Origin of the sequence: Streptomyces sp. NPDC000345, from assembly GCF_042898825.1 — a bacterium.
GTDB lineage: Bacteria > Actinomycetota > Actinomycetes > Streptomycetales > Streptomycetaceae > Streptomyces.
Genome location: NZ_JBIAZE010000022.1, coordinates 118,740 through 138,087, shown reverse-complemented (window position 1 = coordinate 138,087; position 19,348 = coordinate 118,740). Strand labels below are relative to the sequence as shown.

At 72.4% G+C, this 19,348-nt stretch carries 17 protein-coding genes and 1 riboswitch; of the genes, 14 read left to right on the top strand and 3 right to left on the bottom strand.

Annotation, left to right across the window (positions count from 1 at the left end; translation table 11 throughout):
- The 5 genes from ACFY30_RS36490 to ACFY30_RS36470 all read left to right on the top strand — a co-directional run.
- Positions 1 to 640 (top strand): flavodoxin-dependent (E)-4-hydroxy-3-methylbut-2-enyl-diphosphate synthase (locus ACFY30_RS36490; protein ID WP_390849430.1); only part of this gene is annotated, 640 nt, incomplete at its 5' end.
- Between the two features lie 27 nt (positions 641 to 667).
- Entirely contained in the window at positions 668 to 2,569 is a 1,902-nt protein-coding gene (gene dxs, locus ACFY30_RS36485; RefSeq protein WP_390849429.1) for a 1-deoxy-D-xylulose-5-phosphate synthase, read from the top strand.
- The gene (locus tag ACFY30_RS36480; protein ID WP_390849428.1) at positions 2,566 to 3,951 is read left to right on the top strand and encodes an aspartate aminotransferase family protein; all 1,386 of its coding nucleotides are present in this window, start codon (positions 2,566 to 2,568) and stop codon (positions 3,949 to 3,951) included. Before dxs ends, ACFY30_RS36480 begins: the two co-directional genes overlap by 4 nt.
- Positions 3,952 to 4,022: 71 nt before the next feature.
- Positions 4,023 to 4,655: a helix-turn-helix domain-containing protein gene (locus ACFY30_RS36475; RefSeq protein ID WP_390849427.1), complete on the top strand. Its 633-nt coding sequence runs from the start codon at positions 4,023 to 4,025 to the stop codon at positions 4,653 to 4,655.
- Positions 4,652 to 4,774, top strand: a complete 123-nt coding sequence (locus ACFY30_RS36470) for a DUF6126 family protein (protein WP_390849426.1) — start codon at positions 4,652 to 4,654, stop codon at positions 4,772 to 4,774. Before ACFY30_RS36475 ends, ACFY30_RS36470 begins: the two co-directional genes overlap by 4 nt.
- Positions 4,775 to 4,805: 31 nt before the next feature.
- Here the strand turns inward: ACFY30_RS36470 and ACFY30_RS36465 are convergent, their stop codons facing one another.
- Entirely contained in the window at positions 4,806 to 5,603 is a 798-nt protein-coding gene (locus ACFY30_RS36465; RefSeq protein ID WP_390849425.1) for a tyrosine-protein phosphatase, read from the bottom strand.
- A 220-nt stretch (positions 5,604 to 5,823) separates the two neighbouring features.
- Here ACFY30_RS36465 and ACFY30_RS36460 point away from each other — a divergent pair, with 220 nt between their 5' ends.
- The 4 genes from ACFY30_RS36460 (at position 5,824) to ACFY30_RS36445 (ending at position 11,258) form a co-directional block, all read left to right on the top strand.
- On the top strand, positions 5,824 to 7,911 hold the full coding sequence (locus ACFY30_RS36460) for an alpha-galactosidase (protein WP_390849424.1): 2,088 nt from the start codon (positions 5,824 to 5,826) through the stop codon (positions 7,909 to 7,911).
- 269 nt (positions 7,912 to 8,180) lie between these two features.
- Positions 8,181 to 8,373, top strand: a riboswitch (cyclic di-AMP (ydaO/yuaA leader).
- Between the two features lie 4 nt (positions 8,374 to 8,377).
- Positions 8,378 to 9,346, top strand: coding sequence for a peptidoglycan DD-metalloendopeptidase family protein (locus ACFY30_RS36455; RefSeq protein WP_390849423.1), 969 nt, complete (start codon positions 8,378 to 8,380; stop codon positions 9,344 to 9,346).
- Between the two features lie 292 nt (positions 9,347 to 9,638).
- Positions 9,639 to 10,346 carry a DUF6250 domain-containing protein gene (locus ACFY30_RS36450; protein ID WP_390849422.1) on the top strand — a complete coding sequence of 236 codons (708 nt, stop codon included), beginning with the start codon at positions 9,639 to 9,641 and terminating at the stop codon, positions 10,344 to 10,346.
- A 126-nt stretch (positions 10,347 to 10,472) separates the two neighbouring features.
- Positions 10,473 to 11,258, top strand: coding sequence for an SGNH/GDSL hydrolase family protein (locus tag ACFY30_RS36445; RefSeq protein WP_390849440.1), 786 nt, complete (start codon positions 10,473 to 10,475; stop codon positions 11,256 to 11,258).
- A gap of 90 nt (positions 11,259 to 11,348) precedes the next feature.
- Here the strand turns inward: ACFY30_RS36445 and ACFY30_RS36440 are convergent, their stop codons facing one another.
- Positions 11,349 to 12,002 carry a TetR/AcrR family transcriptional regulator gene (locus ACFY30_RS36440; RefSeq protein ID WP_390849421.1) on the bottom strand — a complete coding sequence of 218 codons (654 nt, stop codon included), beginning with the start codon at positions 12,000 to 12,002 and terminating at the stop codon, positions 11,349 to 11,351.
- Between the two features lie 68 nt (positions 12,003 to 12,070).
- Positions 12,071 to 13,252 carry a Glu/Leu/Phe/Val dehydrogenase dimerization domain-containing protein gene (locus tag ACFY30_RS36435; RefSeq protein WP_390849419.1) on the bottom strand — a complete coding sequence of 394 codons (1,182 nt, stop codon included), beginning with the start codon at positions 13,250 to 13,252 and terminating at the stop codon, positions 12,071 to 12,073.
- Positions 13,253 to 13,380: 128 nt separating this feature from the next.
- Between ACFY30_RS36435 and ACFY30_RS36430 the strand changes: the two genes are divergently transcribed.
- The 5 genes from ACFY30_RS36430 (at position 13,381) to ACFY30_RS36410 (ending at position 19,302) form a co-directional block, all read left to right on the top strand.
- Positions 13,381 to 14,613 (top strand): MBL fold metallo-hydrolase, encoded by a 1,233-nt coding sequence (locus ACFY30_RS36430; RefSeq protein ID WP_390849418.1) that lies wholly within the window; start codon positions 13,381 to 13,383, stop codon positions 14,611 to 14,613.
- A gap of 358 nt (positions 14,614 to 14,971) precedes the next feature.
- Positions 14,972 to 17,806, top strand: a complete 2,835-nt coding sequence (locus ACFY30_RS36425) for an ATP-binding protein (protein ID WP_390849417.1) — start codon at positions 14,972 to 14,974, stop codon at positions 17,804 to 17,806.
- A 59-nt stretch (positions 17,807 to 17,865) separates the two neighbouring features.
- Positions 17,866 to 18,300, top strand: coding sequence for a roadblock/LC7 domain-containing protein (locus ACFY30_RS36420; RefSeq protein WP_390849416.1), 435 nt, complete (start codon positions 17,866 to 17,868; stop codon positions 18,298 to 18,300).
- Positions 18,301 to 18,302: 2 nt separating this feature from the next.
- A complete protein-coding gene (locus tag ACFY30_RS36415; protein ID WP_359279256.1) occupies positions 18,303 to 18,674 on the top strand; it encodes a DUF742 domain-containing protein in 372 nt (123 codons plus the stop codon).
- Positions 18,652 to 19,302: an ATP/GTP-binding protein gene (locus tag ACFY30_RS36410; RefSeq protein ID WP_390849415.1), complete on the top strand. Its 651-nt coding sequence runs from the start codon at positions 18,652 to 18,654 to the stop codon at positions 19,300 to 19,302. The genes ACFY30_RS36415 and ACFY30_RS36410 overlap by 23 nt, the downstream gene beginning before the upstream one ends.
- The last annotated feature ends 46 nt before the right edge of the window (positions 19,303 to 19,348 follow it).

Sequence of the window (19,348 nt, the reverse complement as noted above, 5' to 3'; positions counted from 1 at the left end):
GTGGGAGGCGTCCCTCTTCGAGGAGCACGACTTCCGCGACATCAAGATCTCGGTCAAGCACAACGACCCGGTCGTGATGATCGAGGCCTACCGCCGGCTCGCCGCCCAGTGCGACTACCCCCTCCACCTCGGCGTCACCGAGGCGGGCCCGGCGTTCCAGGGCACGATCAAGTCGGCCGTCGCCTTCGGCGCCCTGCTCTCCCAGGGCATCGGCGACACCATCCGCGTGTCGCTGAGCGCCCCTCCGGTCGAGGAGGTCAAGGTCGGCAACCAGATCCTGGAGTCCCTCAACCTCAAGCAGCGCGGCCTGGAGATCGTCTCCTGCCCGTCCTGCGGCCGCGCCCAGGTCGACGTCTACAAGCTGGCGGAGGAGGTCACGGCGGGCCTGACGGGCATGGAGGTGCCGCTCCGGGTCGCCGTCATGGGCTGTGTCGTCAACGGCCCCGGCGAGGCCCGCGAGGCCGACCTCGGCGTCGCCTCCGGCAACGGCAAGGGCCAGATCTTCGTCAAGGGCGAGGTCATCAAGACCGTCCCCGAGTCGAAGATCGTGGAGACCCTCATCGAAGAGGCGATGAAGATCGCCGGGCAGATGGAGCAGGACGGCGTCGCGGCGGGGGAGCCGGCCGTCACCGTGAGTTGAACAGCACGGACCTAAGGGGGCCCGATCGTGACGATCCTGGAGAACATCCGGCAACCACGCGACCTGAAGGCGCTGTCCGAGCCGGAGCTCGGTGAACTGTCCGAGGAGATCAGGGACTTCCTGGTGCACGCGGTCGCCAGGACCGGTGGGCACCTGGGCCCCAACCTGGGGGTGGTGGAACTCACCATCGCGCTCCACCGGGTCTTCGAGTCTCCCGTCGACCGCATCCTGTGGGACACCGGCCACCAGAGCTACGTCCACAAGCTTCTGACGGGACGTCAGGACTTTTCGAAGCTGCGGGGGAAGGGCGGCCTGTCCGGCTACCCGTCCCGTGAGGAGTCCGAGCACGACGTCATCGAGAACAGCCATGCCTCCACCGCGCTCGGCTGGGCCGACGGGCTCGCCAAGGCCCGCCAGGTGCAGGGCGAGAAGGGCCATGTGGTCGCGGTCGTCGGTGACGGCGCGCTGACCGGCGGCATGGCCTGGGAGGCGCTGAACAACATCGCGGCCGCCAAGGACCGGCCGCTGATCGTCGTCGTCAACGACAACGAGCGCTCGTACGCCCCGACCATAGGCGGTCTCGCCAACCACCTGGCGACCCTGCGCACCACCGACGGCTACGAGAAGGTCCTGGCCTGGGGGAAGGACGTACTGCTGCGCACCCCCGTGGTCGGCCACACCGTGTACGAGTCACTGCACGGCGCGAAGAAGGGCTTCAAGGACGCCTTCGCCCCGCAGGGCATGTTCGAGGACCTCGGGCTGAAGTACGTGGGCCCGATCGACGGGCACGACATCAAGGCCGTGGAGTCCGCACTGCGGCGCGCCAAGCGGTTCCACGGGCCGGTGCTGGTGCACTGCCTCACCGAGAAGGGCCGAGGCTACGAGCCGGCCGTCGCGCACGAGGAGGACCACTTCCACACCGTCGGCGCGATGGACCCCCTCACCTGCGCGCCGCTCGCCCCCGCCGGCGGGCCGTCCTGGACGTCCGTGTTCGGCGACGAGATCGTGCGGATCGGCGAGGAGCGCGACGACGTCGTGGCGATCACCGCGGCCATGCTGCACCCGGTGGGGCTCGGCAAGTTCGCCGAGCGCTTCCCGGACCGGGTGTGGGACGTCGGCATCGCCGAGCAGCACGCCGCCGTCAGTGCGGCGGGGCTGGCCACCGGCGGGCTCCACCCCGTCGTCGCCGTCTACGCCACCTTCCTCAACCGCGCCTTCGACCAGCTGCTGATGGACGTGGCCCTGCACCGGTGCGGGGTGACGTTCGTGCTGGACCGGGCCGGGGTGACCGGCGTCGACGGGGCCTCGCACAACGGCATGTGGGACATGTCCGTCCTCCAGGTGGTCCCGGGGCTGCGCATCGCCGCCCCGCGCGACGCCGGGCAGCTGAGGGCCCAGCTGCGGGAGGCCGTCGCCGTCGACGACGCGCCGACCCTGGTCCGCTTCCCGAAGGAGTCGGTCGGACCGGAGATCCCGGCGGTCGGCCAGGCCGGCGGCATGGACGTGCTGCACCGCGCCGACCGGGCCGAGGTGCTGCTGGTGGCGGTCGGTGTGATGGCACCGGTGTGTCTGCAGGCCGCCGAGCTGCTCGAGGCACGCGGCATCAACTGCACGGTCGTGGACCCCCGCTGGGTCAAGCCCGTCGACCCGGCCCTGCCCCCGCTCGCCGCCCGGCACCGGCTGGTGGCCGTCGTCGAGGACAACAGCCGTGCCGGCGGCGTCGGCTCGGCGGTGGCGCTGGCCCTGGGGGACGCCGAAGTCGACGTACCCGTACGGCGGTTCGGCATCCCGGAACAGTTCCTCGCGCACGCCAAGCGCGGGGAGGTGCTCGCCGACATCGGCCTTACCCCCGTCGAGGTCGCCGGACGGATCAGCGCCAGCCTGGCCGTCAAGGGAGCCGACGGCCCAGCCAAGGAGAAAGACGCATGACCAAGGAGTTCGACCTCGGTGCCCTCCTGGCCGAGCGCGGAGCCGAGCGTTACGAGCTGCACGCGAGATACCTCAACCACCAGCTCCCGCGCATGCTGCACACCATCGGCTTCGACAAGGTCTACGAGCGGGCCGAGGGCGCCCACTTCTGGGACGCGGACGGCAACGACTACCTGGACATGCTCGCCGGGTTCGGGGTGATGGGCCTCGGCCGCCACCACCCCGTCGTCCGCAAGGCGCTGCACGACGTCCTCGACGCCTCCCTCGCCGACCTCACCCGCTTCGACTGCCAGCCGCTGCCCGGACTGCTGGCCGAACGGCTGCTGGCCCACAGCCCTCACCTGGACCGGGTGTTCTTCGGCAACAGCGGGACGGAGGCCGTCGAGACCGCCCTGAAGTTCGCCCGGCGGGCCACCGGCAGGCCCAGGATCCTCTACTGCGACCACGCCTTCCACGGCCTGACCACCGGCTCGCTGTCGGTCAACGGCGAGGACGGCTTCCGGGACGGCTTCGCCCCGCTGCTGCCCGACACGGCCGTACCGCTCGGCGATCTCGACGCGCTGGCGAGGGAGCTGAAGAAGGGAGACGTCGCAGCCCTGATCGTCGAGCCGATCCAGGGCAAGGGCGTGCACGAGGCCCCGCCCGGCTGTCTGCGCGCGGCCCAGGAACTGCTGCACGCCCACAAGGCGCTGCTCATCGCCGACGAGGTGCAGACCGGCCTCGGCAGGACCGGCGACTTCTACGCCTACCAGCACGAGGACGGCGTCGAACCCGACCTGGTCTGCGTGGCCAAGGCGCTCTCCGGCGGCTATGTGCCGGTCGGCGCCACCCTCGGCAGGGACTGGATCTTCAAGAAGGTGTTCTCGTCCATCGACCGCGTACTGGTCCACTCGGCGAGCTTCGGCTCCAACGCCCAGGCGATGGCGGCGGGCCTCGCCGTGCTGTCCGTCATGGAGAACGAGCAGATCGTCGCCAACGCGCGGGCCACCGGCGACCGGCTCAAGTCCCGGCTGGCGGCGCTGACCGACACCTACGAGCTGCTCGCCGACGTGCGCGGCCGCGGCCTGATGATCGGCATCGAGTTCGGCAGGCCCAGGTCACTGAAGCTGCGCAGCCGGTGGGCCATGCTGCAGGCCGCCCGCAAGGGGCTCTTCGCCCAGATGGTGGTCGTACCGCTGCTCCAGCGGCACCGGATCCTCACCCAGGTCTCGGGCGACCACCTGGAGGTGATCAAGCTGATTCCGCCGCTGGTCGTCGACGAGCGGGACGTGGACCGGTTCGTCGACGCCTTCACGGAGGTCATGGACGACGCCCACCGAGGGGGCGGCCTGATGTGGGACTTCGGCAAGACGTTGATCAAGCAGGCGGTGGCCAACCGCTGACCGTCGGCCCGGGCTTTTGCCTCTGAGGCAAGGAATTTGCCCTGGAGGCAAGGGCGCGGCTGAATGGACGTATGAGTTCGTCCCCGTCCGAGTCCCCCGAGGCCCCGGCGGACCAGGCTGATGCCGTCCCCGTCGTCGCCCCGCAGCTGCGGTCCCTGCGCCGCAGGGCCGCCCTCACCCTGGAGGCCGCAGCCCGCGCGGCCGGGCTGTCGCCCGCCCACCTCTCCCGTCTGGAGACGGGACAGCGCCAGCCCTCGCTGCCGATGCTGCTCGCGCTCGCCCGGATCTACGGTACGACGGTCTCGGAGCTGCTGGGCGAGACGGCCGTCGACCGCGACGCCGTCGTCCGCGCCGCCGACATGGAACCCACCCGTGCGGGCGGCTGGACGTACTGGCAGGCCGGCGCCCACGGGCGGGGGATGCAGGCCCTGCGCGTGCACATTCCCCACGGCTCCCAGGGCGACATCGTGCGGGTGCATCCGGGGGAGGAGTGGCTGCACGTGCAGCGCGGGCGGCTGCGGCTGCGCCTCGGGGACACCGTCCATCTGCTCGGGCCCGGGGACAGCGCGCACTTCGACTCGCTGACCCCGCACCGCCTCGCCGCGCAGGACCCCGACGGGGTCGAGCTGCTGTTCGTCCACACCCTGCTGCAGAGCCCCACGGCCACGCTGTGCCTGGGCCCGACCCCTGGAGAGACGCCATGACCGACATGGAGGAACGGTTCCCCCGCAGCCTCTGGATCCGGCTGATCATCTACATCGCCGTGGGCCACGTCCTCGCCGCGTTCATCTGGCTGCTGTTCGAGGTGGGGGCCAAGCAGTGAGCCGCCCGCGCGGGGCCGGCCTGCCGGGCCGTCAGTCGAGCAGGCGCTCGCGCAGCCGCTCCCGGGTCTCGGGTGCCAGCCCGAGGCCCCGCTCCAGATAGGTGTCGACGCCGCCCCAGGTCTCCCCGATGGTCTCCATGGCCGCCGCGAGGTACTCCGCCCGGGCGTCGAAGAGGGGGCTGAGCAGCTCCAGCACCTCGGGGGTGTAGGCGGTCGCCTGCGAGCCGTTGCGGCGTATCTTGTAGCGGCGGTGCTTGGCGTTGGACTCCAGGTAGTCCGCGAGGATGGCCTCGCGCTCCACGCCCAGGGCGAGCAGCGTCACCGCGACGGAGAGGCCGGCTCGGTCCTTGCCTGCCGCGCAGTGCATCAGGGCCGGGACGTTGTCCTCGGCGAGCGAGTGCAGCACGCGCGAGTGCTCGGCCGTGCGCTCCTTTATGATCGAACGGTAGGAGGCGATCATCCGGCCGGCCGCCTGTCCCTCGCCGAGGATCGCGCGCAGCTGGTCGATGTCGCCGTCGCGGACCATCTTCCAGAACTCGGCGCCCTCCGCCGGGTCCGACAGCGGCAGATTCACGTTGCGCACGCCCGGCAGCTCGACGTCCGGGCCCTCCAGCCTCTGGTCCGCCGCGTTGCGGAAGTCGAAGATCGTGTGCAGGCCCAGGGAGGACAGGAACGCGGCGTCCTCGTCGGTCGCATGCGCGAGATGGCCGCTGCGGAACAGCACGCCGTGCCGTACCCGCCGTCCGTCGACGGTCGGCAGACCTCCGACGTCGCGGAAGTTGCGGACACCGGCCAACTCGGGCTCGGTCGACGGGATCTGCTGCGTCACGGGGGCTCCCTCCCTGTCGGGCTCCGCCGACGCGGCTCGTGGTGGCCGGCGGGACCTCCTCGACCATACGACATGGATTCCCCGGGCAACGGTTGTCCACAGGTGCACGAATCCCCCGTCTCTGCAGGTGAACGGTTTCTCCACAGCCATTGCCGGGTGGGGCACCCGCATCCGATGATGTTGAGACTTGATCGCACCTGTTCGAATCAGTGGGGGTTTGATGCCCGAGACCGTGAAGCCCGAGATCGCCGCGGGCGGCCGCACCTGGCTCCTTTCGGGGCCCACGAGCAGCTATGCCCTCCATCTCACCGAGGCCGACGAGCTGGTGCACCTGCACTGGGGCCCGAGGATCGCGCTCGCCGACGCGGAGGCCCTCGCGGCCCTTCCCCTGCGGGGCCGCGCGTCCTTCGAGGCCGCCCTGGACGGCCACGAGGAGTACCCGGTGGAGGGCGGCCCCCGTTTCGTCCGCCCCGCCCTGTCCGTACGCACCGCCGAGCGGCGCGGCACCGAATGGACCTTCGAGACGTACGAGACCGAGGGCGCCGAGCTGCGGCTGCGCTTCCGCGACGCCGGTCTGACGATCACCCTGCACTACCGGATGCGGGACGACGTCATGGAGCGCTGGACGACCCTGCGCAACGAGGGCGCGGAGCCGCTGGAGCTGCTGCGCGCCGACTCCGCCACCTGGACCCTGCCCGAGCGGGAGGGCTGGCGGCTGTCGCAGCTGCACGGCCGCTGGGCCGCCGAGTCCCGGCTCGTCCGGGCCCCGCTCACCTACGGTGAGAAGGTCATCGGCAGCCGCCGGGGCCACACCGGCCACCAGTATCTGCCCTGGGTCGCCCTCGACACCGACGCGACCGAGGAACGCGGCGAGGTCTACGGCTGCGCCCTCGGCTGGTCCGGATCCTGGCGCATCGCCGTCGCCCAACTCCCGGACGAGCGCGTGCAGATCACCGGCGGCGCCGGTCACGACGACTCGGGCCTGCTGCGCCTGGCGGCGGGGGAGTCCTTCACCACGCCTGTCTTCGCCGGCCTGTGGAGCGACGGCGGCTTCGGCGGCGCCAGCCGCGCCTGGCACGCCTACCAGCGCGCCCATGTGATCCCGGACGCCGAGCGGGACCGGCCGGTGCTGTTCAACTCCTGGGAGGCCACCTTCTTCGACATCTCGGAGGAGCAGCAGGCGGCCCTCGCCCGCCGTGCCGCGGAGATCGGCGTCGAGCTGTTCGTCGTCGACGACGGCTGGTTCGGCGCCCGCACCAGCGACCGTGCCGGACTCGGCGACTGGCACCCCAACCCGGACCGCTTCCCCCACGGCCTCAAGCCCCTCGCCGACCAGGTACACGGGCTCGGCATGCAGTTCGGCATCTGGGTCGAGCCCGAGATGGTCAACCCGGACAGCGACCTGTACCGCGCCCACCCCGACTGGGTGCAGTTCCAGCCGGGACGAAAGCGGACGGAGTTCCGCAATCAGCTCATGCTGAACCTCGCGCGCGAGGACGTCCGGGAGTATCTCTGGGGACAGCTCGACGGGCTCCTGTCCAGTGCGCCCATCGACTACGTCAAGTGGGACTTCAACCGCTGCTTCACCGACGCCGGCTGGCCGGACGACCCCTACCCGCAGCGTCTGTGGGTCGACCACGTGCGCGGCCTGTACGACCTCCTGGACCGGTTGCGGGCGGCCCACCCGGGCGTGGCCTTCGAGTCCTGCTCGGGCGGCGGCGGACGGATCGACCTCGGCATCCTGAGCCGCACCGACCAGGTGTGGACCTCCGACAACACCGACCCGCTCGACCGCCTCGCCATCCAGCACGGCTTCAGCCAGATCCACCCCGCGCGTGTGATGGCCGCCTGGGTCACCGACAGCCCCAACACCCAGCTGAACGGACGGGTCAGCTCGCTGCGCTTCCGTTTCGTCAGCGCGATGGCCGGGGTGCTCGGCGTCGGCGGGGACCTGTCCGAGTGGAGCGACGAGGAGCTCGCCGAGGCCCGGCGGTGGGTGGACCTCTACAAGGAGATCCGGCCCCTCGTCCAGCACGGCGACCTGTACCGGCTGCGCCCCCCGGCGGGTGGGCTGAGCGCCGTCCAGTACGTCCGCGGCGACGAGACCGTGGTCCTCGCCTGGCTGGAGGCGCAGCGGTACGGCGAGCCCGTGCCCGCGCTGAGGCTGCGCGGCCTCGACCCGACAGCGTCGTACGAATGCCGCGAAACGGGCGAAGTGCACCGGGGGGCGGTGCTGTTGCACCACGGGCTGCGGGTCGCGCTGCGAGGTGACCTCGATGCGACGGTTATTCGTCTGTGTCGCATCTGAGGGTTCTGTCCGAATTGGATCCTTCGTTCCAACTCGCTCTGGAATAGGGGATCCTGGAGAGACGTCACGTGAGCAGCGTCATATTCGTGACCGTCCGTCGCCCGTCATGTTCACGTAATCCAAGGGCTTTTCAGGGATGTTGGGCGAAAAAGCGCGTGCCCGATGCACGCAGCGTCACCGGTAATTCTCACAGGGGATCAAGAGAAAGGAGTGAGCAGGGCAACCTCTGCTTGTTCCCGTGCGTCTGGGTCGCTTACGTTCCAGTCCAATCCGGACGGATGCCGAATCCTGCCGCCGCCCGGAGTCCGCACACTCACCCGTCACGGCAGGAGCGGGGGACCCACAGGTAGAACCGCCTGTTCTGGTCTCCGGAACAGGCTTGGGGTAAAGCCGCGCCTCGGCGCGGCCGGGCATCTCCAGTCCGCACCCGACAGCTCACCTCGCAGGCACCGGAGAGGAATTCGCCATGCCCGCGAAGGGTAAGCACCGCCGTCCGAAGACCCAGCGTTTCACCCGTTCCATAGCCGTCGCCGGAACCGGCGGGGCCGCGCTCGCCCTCCCGCTCATGGGGGCCACCGGCGCCCATGCGGCCACCCCTCAGTCGGTTTCCCAGTCGGCCGCTCAGGCCGTTTCCGGATCGGTCGCGGAAAACGCCGTACAGGCCGCTCCGGTGTCGCGGAAGTCCCCGGCTTCGAACGCCAGGACCTACACCGTGCGGGCCGGCGACTACCTCGCCAAGATCGCCGACGAGCAGAACGTCAGCGGTGGCTGGCAGAAGCTGTACGCGGACAACCGCGAGGCGGTCGGCGGCAACCCCTCGCTGATCCACCCCGGCCTCGAGCTGTCGATCGGCAAGGAGGCCGCGACCACCAAGTCCTCGTCCGGTTCGTCCGGTTCCTCTTCCTCCTCGTCGTCGAAGACCTCGTCGTCGTCGCCCTCCTCCCCGTCCTCCGGCTCGAAGGCCTCGGCGTCGTCCTCAGCGAAGACGACCGCCACGGCCGCCGGGAGCGGCGCCAGTGCCTCCAGCGGTTACACCCTTCCGGTGGCCGGCGCGACCGTCGGGACCGGCTACCGCGTGGCCGGCGGCATGTGGTCCAGCGGGTACCACACCGGCGTCGACTTCGTCGTCCCGACCGGCACCTCGCTCAAGGCCGTCGGCGCGGGCACCGTCGTCTCCGCCGGATGGGGCGGCGCGTACGGCAACCAGGTCGTCATCAAGCTCGACGACGGCTACTACGCCCAGTACGCCCACCTCTCCCAGCTCTCCGTCTCGGCCGGTCAGACCGTGACCGCGGGCCAGCAGATCGGCCTCTCCGGCGCGACCGGCAACGTGACCGGCCCGCACCTGCACTTCGAGATCCGCACCACGCCGAACTACGGCTCGGACGTGGACCCGGTCGCCTTCCTCCGCTCCCACGGCGTCACCGTCGGCTGACCTCCGCCGACGACCCCCGCGCGGCACGCCTGATCGCCTGACACGCAGCCGAAGGCCGGACCCCCGTCCCGGGGGTCCGGCCTTCGGCGTGCCCTCCGGGGTCCGGCCTTAGGCGTGCCCTCCGGGGTCCGGCCTTAGGCGTGCCCTCCGGGGTCCGGCCTTAGGTGTGCCCCCCGGGGTCCGGCCTTCGGCGTGCCCTCCGGGTTCCGGCGCGGTCCGACGGGTAGGGAGTAAGCGCTTTCTGCTCGTTCCCGCAGACGTCCCGCCGAAGCTCACTGAAGGAGCCGCCGCCATGACCACCACCCGTCGGGCCTTGGGAGTCCTCGCCGCAGGCGCCGCCCTCGCCGCCCTGGCCCCGGCCGGTCCCGCGAGCGCGACCCCCCGCCACCGCCGGCTGATCGCCCACGACGACTTCCGCCACGGGCTGCGCCGGTGGGCCGTGGAACTGGAGCAGGGCGGGAGCGTCACGGCCTCGCGCGGAGTCCTGGAGATCGACGTGCCCGCCGGGGCGACGGTCTGGTTCAAGCGGCCGCTCGAAGGGCCGTACGTCCTCGAATACGCCGCCACCCCCGTCTCCGCGGGCGGCGCCAACGACCGTGTCTCCGACCTCAACAACTTCTGGAACGCCGTCGACGTCCGCTCCCCGGACGACCTCTTCGCCACCCCGCGCGGCGGCTCCCTCGCCGAGTACGACCACCTCACGACCTACTACGTCGGCTACGGCGCCAACACCAACACCACGACCCGGCTGCGCCGCTACGTAGGCCTGGCGGGCGTGCGCCCGCTGATTCTCGACTACACCGAGCCGCTGCTCGTGCCGAACCGGCCGCACCACGTGCGGATCGTCTCCGACGGCTCCACGGTGAGGTGGTGGAACAACGGGCGGCTGGTCTTCGACTACGCCGACCCGCAGCCGTACACCCGCGGGCACTTCGCGTTCCGGACCACCTGGAGCCACTTCCGGATCAACAACTTCCGGGCCTGGTCCCTTATTCCCTGAGGGGCCAACTCTTTAGGAGTGGCTTATCTCACCGACCGTCAACCCCTGCCTACGGTCGCGTAGGTCACATTCGAAGGTGAATCATGATCTGCCGTGGCAGACGATTCGAAGAGTGACAACAGATCAGTGATCGGGTCGTACGTGGCGGTGGGGGACAGCTTCACCGAGGGCGTCGGCGACCCCGGGCCCGACGGGGCGTTCGTCGGCTGGGCCGACCGGTTCGCGGTGCTGCTCGCGGACCGGCGGCCCGAAGGCGACTTCGAGTACACCAACCTGGCCGTGCGCGGAAAGCTGCTCGACCAGATCATGGAGGACCAGCTTCCGCGGGCCGTCGAACTCGCCCCGGACCTGGTGTCCTTCTGTGCGGGCGGCAACGACATCCTCCGGCCTGGCACCGACCCCGACGAGGTCGCCGAGCGCTTCGAGAGCGCGATCGCCGCACTGACCGCCGCCGCCGGCACGGTCATGGTGACGACCGGCTTCGACACGCGGGGCGTGCCCGTGCTCAAGCATCTGCGCGGGAAGATCGCCACCTACAACGGGCACGTCCGGGCCGTCGCGGACCGGTACGGGTGTCCGGTGCTCGACCTGTGGTCCCTGAAGTCCGTGCAGGACCGGCGGGCGTGGGACGGCGACCGGCTGCACCTCTCCCCGGAGGGGCACACGCGGGTGGCGCTGCGGGCCGGGCAGGTGCTCGGGCTGGAGGTGCCGGCCGACCCGGAGCAGCCCTGGCCGCCGCTGCCGCCCCGGGGGACGCTCGAGGTGCGCAGGGACGACGTGCAGTGGGCGCGGGAGTATCTCGTGCCGTGGATCGGGCGGCGGCTGCGGGGGGAGTCGTCGGGGGACCACGTGACCGCCAAGGGCGCGTTGTCTCCCGCGGACATCAGGATGCGGATCGCCGCGGTGGCTTGAGGGGCGGGGTGCGGCGGGAGGGATTCACCCCGCCGCCCCTTCCCGCGCCCGTCCCCCGGAGGCTGCGCCCCCAGCCCCCGGTCCGGCCCGTCAAGGACCCTCGTCGTCGACCTCGGTGACCTCGGTGACCTCGGACGCCGGACGGGCCGGGGTGCTCAGCCCGAGTTCCCTCGTCAGCGTCTCTTCCACCCACTCCTGTGCCCTGGCCCGGGACACCGTGCCGCCGTACGACGTCAGCTGGACGGCCAGACCGTCCAGGAGGGCCGTCAGCCGCAGGGCCGTCGCCGTCGGGTCCGGGCAGGTGAACTCGCCTGCAGTCACACCCTCGGTGATGACCTCGGTGAGCGCCGACTTCCACTTCCGGTCGAGGTCCCGGGCGACCTCCCGCAACGCGGGCTCGCGCAGGGACACCGCCCAGCCCTCGATCCACAGCCGCCAGCCCTTGGCCTGACCGGTCGGGGCGTACCAGCGCACCGCCGACCGCAGCCGGCGCAGCGCCGTCGTCCGGCGGCCGAGCAGCCGGCGCAGCTGGGCCAGGTCGCCCTCGGCGGCGTACGCGAAGGCCTCGGCGACCAGCTTCTCCTTCGTCGAGAAGTGGTAGAGGACCAGCGCGTTGCTCACACCGAGCGCCGCGGCCACGTCGGCGATCCTGACCGCCGCCACGCCCCGCGCCTCTATCTGCTCGATGGCGGCCCGCAGCAGCTCCTCACGCCGCTCGGCCACGCTCAACCGGACCCTCGCCACGCCGTCACCCTACACAGGAGCCGGGTGCCCGCCGATCCGCGCGGACACCGCGACCTGCGCCGACGTCCTCAACGGTGCCGTCCGAACCGCTCAGCGATCACCGGCAGCCGCTCCGCGGCGAGGGCGTGCGCGGCGGCCCGGGCCGTCGTCCCGTCCGCCTGGGCGCGCGCCAGGACCAGCTCCACCAGCGCCCGCATCGCACGGCGCGTGTACGCGAACGCCTCGTCCGCGTCCGCGCCGATGTCGCCGAACAGCGTCCACCACCACCAGGCGTTCGTCCCGGAGTTGACCACCACGTCCGGCAGGACGCGCACCCCGCGCGCGTGGAGCGACGCCTCCGCCTCCGGCAGGACCGGCATGTTGGCCGCCTCGGCGATCCAGCGGGCGGTGATCCGTTCCTCTTCCTCGACGCCGATCGCGTACGACACCGCCGCCGGCACCAGCACCTCCGCGTCCACCGACAGCCAGGCCCCGCCCGGCAGTTCGCGGTCCCCGGGCCGCAGCACGGCACGGTCCACGGTGCCGTGGCCGTCGCGCGCGGCGAGCAGCGCCTCCACGTCGAGTCCGTCCGGGTTGGCGATCGTGCCCTTGACGTCGGCGACGGCCACGACCGTCAGCCCCGCGCGCGAGAGGAAGCGTGCCGTGGCGCCGCCCATGGTGCCGAGCCCCTGGAGCGCCACCCGCGTCCCGGCGTACGGCACCCCGGCCCCGTCCAGAGCCGTCAGCACCGACTCGGCCACCCCGCAGCCGCCGACCAGCTCGTCCAGGCCGATGCCGTCCACCTCGACGGCGAAGGCGTCGGCCAGCCGTGCGCGGGCCGCCTCCTCGTCGTCGAGCAGTGGGTACACGGCCTGCACCGAGGAGACCAGGCCCACCTCGGCGACCGCCCGGTCCACCAGGTCCTGGGTGAGGCCCAGGTCCTCGCCGGTGGTCCAGCAGCTCTCCACGTACGGCCGCACCGCCCGCAGATAGCGGACCAGCAGCCCGTACGCCTCCGGGTCCCGGGGATCGCAGTCGATGCCGCCCTTTGCGCCGCCCAGGGGGACGTAGCGCGCCCGGGGGTCGTAGTGCAGCGCCTCCTTGAGGCTCATTCCGCGCGCGAGGCCCGTCACCTCCTCCAGGGTGCAGCCCTCCCGCATCCGCAGACCGCCGCTGCACACACCGCGCACGAGCCGGTCGACCACCAGGAAGCCCCGGCGGCCGGTGACGTGGTCCGTCCAGGTCAGGGACAACACGGGCGCGGCGGACACAGGGGCTCCTCGAACGGGATCATTACTGAACAGTGAGTCAGTATCGGGAGGCGGGACAAGGTCTGTCAACGCGCTGTCGGAGGGGGCGACCATAATGGAATGCCTCAGCGACTCCACCTGGAGGTACCGTGTCCGGTTTCCGTTCCCTGAGCCGCGGGCTCCGCGCACTGCAGCCCGAGGCCTTCGGCGCGGACCCGAGTGGTGAGCGCATGGCGCGCATCCGCAGATCGCCCCACTTCAGGGACGGGGTCTTCCAGAACCCCGGCGGCCCGGCCCGCACCCGCCCCTCGGGTTCGGCGCTGGACTTCGCCAAGGTCTTCTTCGACAAGGAGCAGCGTCCCCGCCGTGCCCCGGCGGGCACCGTCCCGGTGCACGCCACCACTCTCGCCGACCTCGCCAAACCGCCCGTCACGGGCCTGCGCCTGACCTGGATGGGCCACTCCAGCGTGCTCGCGGAGATCGACGGGCAGCGCGTGCTGTTCGACCCCGTCTGGGGCGAGCGCTGCTCCCCGTTCCCCTTCGTCGGGCCCAAGCGGCTGCACCCGGTCCCGCTCCCGCTGGCCGCGCTCGGGCCGGTGGACGTCGTCGTCATCTCCCACGACCACTACGACCACCTGGACCTGCCCACGATCAAGGCACTGGCCGGCACGGACACGCTGTTCGCCGTGCCGCTCGGGGTCGGCGCCCACCTGGAGCACTGGGGCGTGTCGGCGGACCGGCTGCGCGAGCTGGACTGGCACGAGGCCACCAAGGTCGGCGGACTCACCCTCACCGCCACCCCGGCCCGCCACTTCTGCGGCCGCGGCCTGCGCAACACCCAGCACACCCTGTGGGCCTCCTGGGTCGTCGCCGGCGAGGAGCACCGGATCTACCACAGTGGCGACACCGGCTACTTCGACGGCTTCAAGGACATCGGCGCCGCCCACGGTCCGTTCGACGCGACGATGATCCAGATCGGCGCGTACTCGGAGTTCTGGCCCGACATCCACATGACGCCCGAGGAAGGCGTGCGCGCGCATCTCGACCTCCAGGGCGGCACGCCGGGCGGCGCGCTGCTGCCGATCCACTGGGGAACGTTCAACCTGGCAACGCACGCGTGGACCGACCCGGGCGAGGGCACCCTGGCCGCCGGTCGCGCCGTGGGCACCCCGGTCGCGCTGCCACGCCCCGGCGAGCCCTTCGAGCCCGGCGCCGAGAGCGTTCCGGCCACACCGTGGTGGCGCGACGTGGCCCTCGCCCCGGCGGGTGGCTGGCGGCCGCTGACGGAGGCGGTAACGGTGGCCAAGGTTGATACCGAGAGTGACGATTCGAAGGATGCGACCGAAGGGGGCGCGGCGGCGGAGGCGGTTCCGGCGGGCTGAAAAGGAGTCCGGAAGAGGGCGGTGGTGAGGGTCGGGGGGCTGGAGGCCTCCCGGCCCTCGCTGTTTGTTTGGGGCCGTCTCTGACCAGGTGTGATCGGTTTGTTTTCCGGTTGTGTCGTCGTCGGGTGGTGGGGCCTCGGTCTGGCGTGCGAAGCCTCATACCAGAGCGGGACCCTCTCCGGGGGAGTTTGTCAACGGCCCACCGAACCTGATGCGTTGGCGACTACTGTGAGTGTCCGTCGCGCATGTCTGCGCGAGCGACCAGGCCCGACAGACCAGTACGAGGACACCGATGTCTCACCTCCGCGCACCCGCCGCACGTGCAGACCGCCGTGAGGGCGGGCGGCACGGACGGCCGGTGACCCGTACCGCACCCGCGCCGACCGAGACGCACATACGGCCCCAGTTGCTGCGGCTCGCCGTGCTGCCGCCGACCGCGGTCGCCCTCAGCGCCTGCGCGGTCGTCCTGTTCACCGTGCGCTCCACCGGCACCCGGCCCGGTCCCGTCCTGTGGGCCGTCCTGGCGGGCGCGGTGGCGGTCACCGGTGTCGGCATCCTCGTCGCGGCCGTCGCCGCCGAGCGCGCCGCCCGCTCCGTCAGCGACCGCATCGCCGCCCTGCGCCGGAGCAGCGCGCGCGGCGAGGCCGACCTGCGCGCCCTCATCGAGGAACTGCGCCGCGGCGAGGTCCCGCCCCCGCGCACGTCGCACGGCGGACCTCCCGGTGACGCCGACGACTTCGAACTGCTCGCCGCCGACCTCGCCCGCGCGCACGACGGGGCCGTCACCGCCGTGGTCCAGGCCTCCCAGCTGTCCAGCCAGGCCGGCAGCGAGCAGAAGCTGGAGGTCTTCGTCAACCTCGCGCGGCGGTTGCAGTCCCTGGTGCACCGCGAGATCTCGATCCTCGACGAGCTGGAGAACGAGATCGAGGACCCCGCACTGCTCAAGGGCCTCTTCCACGTCGACCACCTCGCCACCCGGATCCGCCGCCACGCCGAGAACCTCGCCGTCCTCGGCGGGGCCGTGTCCCGGCGGCAGTGGAGCAACCCCGTGTCCATGACCGAGGTGCTGCGCTCGGCCATCGCCGAGGTCGAGCAGTACTCCCGGGTCAGGCTCGTACCGCCGATCGACGGCGAGCTGCGCGGGCACGCCGTCGCCGACGTCATCCATCTCCTCGCCGAACTCGTCGAGAACGCCACGGTGTTCTCCGCCCCGCACACCCAGGTGCTGCTGCGCGCCAACCTCGTCACCTCCGGGCTCGCCGTCGAGGTCGAGGACCGCGGCCTCGGCATGCCCGTCGAGGAGCAGGCCCGTATGAACGCCCTGCTCGCCGACCCCGACCAGGTCAACGTCGGCCGGCTGCTGGCCGACGGCCGCATCGGACTGTTCGTCGTCTCCCAGCTCGCCCGCCGGCACGGCATCCGGGTCCGCCTGCAGTCCAACATCTACGGCGGCGTCCAGGCCGTCCTCGTCGTCCCGCAGGCCCTGCTCGGAGGCGCCGCCGGGGTTGTCGTCGCGGCGCATGACGGGGGAGGGGCGCCGCCCACCCCGGTGCCGGACCCGGCCGGCGGCGCACCGGCCCGCGACGCCACGCCCGGACCGCGTTTGCCGGTGCCGGCACGCGGAGCCGTCGAGGCGGGCCGCCCGGCGGGCCCGGCGTCCTCGCGGCCACCGGCCGCTGCTCCCGGGGACGGACCGGACGCGGGCCGCGGCAGCCGCAGACGGGCTCCGGCCCCGGCCCACGCCGCCCCCGACGGCGTCCGCCCGCCGGTCCCGCCCCAGGAGCAGGGCATCCGGCGGCCGCCCGCGTCGTCGCGGAGCGAGGACACGTCCACGTCCGGCACGGGCGGTCCCCTCGCTCCGCCGCCCACGCGCAACACCCCCGACCCGGCCAGGTCCGCGGCGCCTCCCCGGCCCCGGTCCGCCGCGGACGGGGGCCGACCGACCGCCTCGGCGCGCCCGGGGTCCGGCGCGGACGCGGGTGGTTCGGCTGTGCCGTCGCATTTCCGGTCCGCTGCCGATGCGGGTCAGTCGGCGGGCTCCGTGCGGCCGCGGAGCGACGGGGATGCGGGTGGGCCGGCCGTGCCCTCGCCTCTGCGGGCCGCTTCCGACGGTTCCCCTCCCGGCGGCGGCCGGGGCCTCGGCGCCCCGACCACTCCCGTCGAGTCCGGGCAGGTGCCTTCCGGTGCCTCGGCCGGGCAGGTGGCGTCCGGGTTTCCCCGCGGGCCGGCGTCCGCCGACGTGCCGGCCGTGCGCGCCTCGGCCCACGTGCCGGGCGAGCGGGCGGAGGCCTCCCGGGCGGACGGCCCGGCGCCTGCGCCGCTGCCCGTCCGGGGGGCCCGGCAGGACCGGCCCAACCCGGCCGACGCCGTGCCCGGGATCCGGTCGGCCGACCGGGCCGTGGTGGAGGAGCACGCGGGCATCGCACCCGTCCCCCGCGTGAGTGCCGTCCGCGGGACCATGGGCAAGCCCCAGCTGCCCCGTCGCCGCGCCCAGGAACACATCGCGCCGCAGTTGCGCGGGGGACCGGCTCCCCGTCCGGACGCCGAGCAGGCCGCCGGGCACGACCCAGGTCTGATGGCCGCCTTCCAGCGGGGCATCGGCCTCGCCGAGGCCCAGCAGAGTCTGGAGGCCGAGTCCCTCGAATCCGCCCCGTCACCGGCGTGGGAACCCCTGGAACGCAGCTCCTACCCGGTGTCCGACCCCTTCGAGCCCACCCGGCACCCCGCACCGGACTCCCCGCTCCTGTCCCCGCTCCCGCACCCTGCCCCCTCGAACCCGACGGCCCCTCAGCCCGCGTCGGACACGACGTCCACGGCGGGGCGTTCCCCCTACGCACCGCTCGGCTCCACGTCCCGCGCCCCGGCCGCTCCGAACCTCGGATCCGGCACGCCCTCCCCGGCGGAGCGGTCGCCGTACGCGCCCCTCGGGTCCATGTCCCCCGACCGGGCGGCTCCCCGCCCCGCGTCGGACGCGCCGTCCACGGCGGAGCGATCCCCGTACATGCCCCCCGGCTCCACAGCCCCGGCATCCGAGGCGCCCCCGGCGCACGCCTCCGCCTCCCCCCAGGCGTACGGCGTGCGGGGCGGGGCGCCCGGGCCCGCCCAGGGGCCCGGGCGCGGTTCCGGGACCGGAACCGGAGCCCGAACCGAGCAGTCCACCCCCCGGCGCGACGGGAGCGCGTCCGCCGGATGAGCGGTACCCCCACCCCCAGCGCTCCCGCAGACCTTCGTACCCCAAGGAGTCGATCCACCATGGCGAGCGATGTGCCGACCGGCCATGTATCCGACCTCGACTGGCTGATGAGCGGCCTCGTGCAGCGCGTCCCGCACACCATGAGCGCCGTGCTGCTCTCGTGCGACGGGCTGGTGAAGTCGGTCCACGGCCTGGACGCCGACAGCGCCGACCACATGGCCGCCCTGGCCTCCGGCCTGTACTCCCTCGGCCGCAGCGCCGGCATCCGTTTCGGGGACGGCGGGGACGTGCGGCAGGTCGTCGTCGAACTCGACTCGACCCTGCTGTTCGTCAGCACCGCCGGTTCGGGAACCTGTCTCGCCGTGCTCGCCGGGCGGGAGGCCGACGCCGCCGTCCTCGGCTACGAGATGGCGATGCTCGTGAAGAGCGTGCGGCCGTATCTGACGACCGCGCCCCGGCAGCACGCCGTCGAACCGTCGGTGACGGGACCTTGAGCGTGGCGGCGGCCGGCGACGGGCCCTGGCTCGACGACGCGGCCGGACGGCTGGTGCGCCCGTTCACGGTCAGCAACGGGCGCACCGAACCCACCGTCGCCCTCGATCTGATGTCACAGGTGATGGCCACCGGGGCGAGACCCCTCGGCTACCTCGGGCCCGAGCACGCACAGGCCCTCGACCTGTGCCGGGCCCCCGTCCCGGTCGCCGAGGTGGCCGCCCATCTGAAGCTCCCGGCGGCCGTCACCAAGGTGCTCCTGTCGGACCTCGTCGACTGCGGGGCCCTGACCACCAAGCCCCCCGAGTTCCACCACAACCCCACCGACCGGGCCCTACTGGAGGCAGTGCTCGATGGACTACGACGACAGCTCTGAGGCCGACGCGTACGGCGTACGCGAGGCACCCGCCGGCGGCCGCGCCGACCCCTTTCCGACCGCGCTGAAGATCCTGGTCGCGGGCGGGTTCGGGGTCGGCAAGACCACCTTCGTCGGCGCCGTGAGCGAGATCGCGCCGCTCAGCACCGAGGAGCTGCTCACCACGGTCGGCGCCGCGACCGACAACCTCGACGGCATCGAGAACAAGGTCGAGACGACCGTCGCCATGGACTTCGGCCGCATCAGCCTGGACCCGCAGCACGTCCTGTATCTGTTCGGCACGCCCGGCCAGGAGCGGTTCTGGTTCATGTGGGACGAGCTGTCCGAGGGGGCCCTCGGCGCGGTCATCCTCGCCGACACCCGCCGCCTGGAGGAGTGCTTCGCGGCCGTCGACTTCTTCGAGGAACGCGGCCTCGGCTTCATCGTCGCCATCAACGAGTTCGACGGTGCCCACCGCTACGACCCCGAGGAGGTGCGCGCCGCCCTCGACCTCGACCCGGACATCCCCGTCGTGCGCTGCGACGCCCGGATCTCCGCCTCCGGAGTCCAGACCCTGCTCACCCTCGTCCGGTACCTCATCGCCCACGCACCGGCGGAACCCCAGCCGAGCCGCGGCGCCACCATGTGACCCCCGCGCACCCCACCCTGGAGCCGCATATGACGTACGACGTCCC

Excerpts from the sequence above, each read along its gene's own strand:
- ACFY30_RS36410 (WP_390849415.1), top strand. The coding sequence starts at position 18,652 with ATGGACTACGACGACAGCTCTGAGGCCGACGCGTACGGCGTACGCGAG.
- ACFY30_RS36470 (WP_390849426.1), top strand. The coding sequence starts at position 4,652 with ATGACCGACATGGAGGAACGGTTCCCCCGCAGCCTCTGGATCCGGCTG.
- ACFY30_RS36475 (WP_390849427.1), top strand. The coding sequence starts at position 4,023 with ATGAGTTCGTCCCCGTCCGAGTCCCCCGAGGCCCCGGCGGACCAGGCT.
- ACFY30_RS36480 (WP_390849428.1), top strand. The coding sequence starts at position 2,566 with ATGACCAAGGAGTTCGACCTCGGTGCCCTCCTGGCCGAGCGCGGAGCC.
- ACFY30_RS36460 (WP_390849424.1), top strand. The coding sequence starts at position 5,824 with ATGCCCGAGACCGTGAAGCCCGAGATCGCCGCGGGCGGCCGCACCTGG.
- ACFY30_RS36420 (WP_390849416.1), top strand. The coding sequence starts at position 17,866 with ATGGCGAGCGATGTGCCGACCGGCCATGTATCCGACCTCGACTGGCTG.
- ACFY30_RS36455 (WP_390849423.1), top strand. The coding sequence starts at position 8,378 with ATGCCCGCGAAGGGTAAGCACCGCCGTCCGAAGACCCAGCGTTTCACC.
- ACFY30_RS36450 (WP_390849422.1), top strand. The coding sequence starts at position 9,639 with ATGACCACCACCCGTCGGGCCTTGGGAGTCCTCGCCGCAGGCGCCGCC.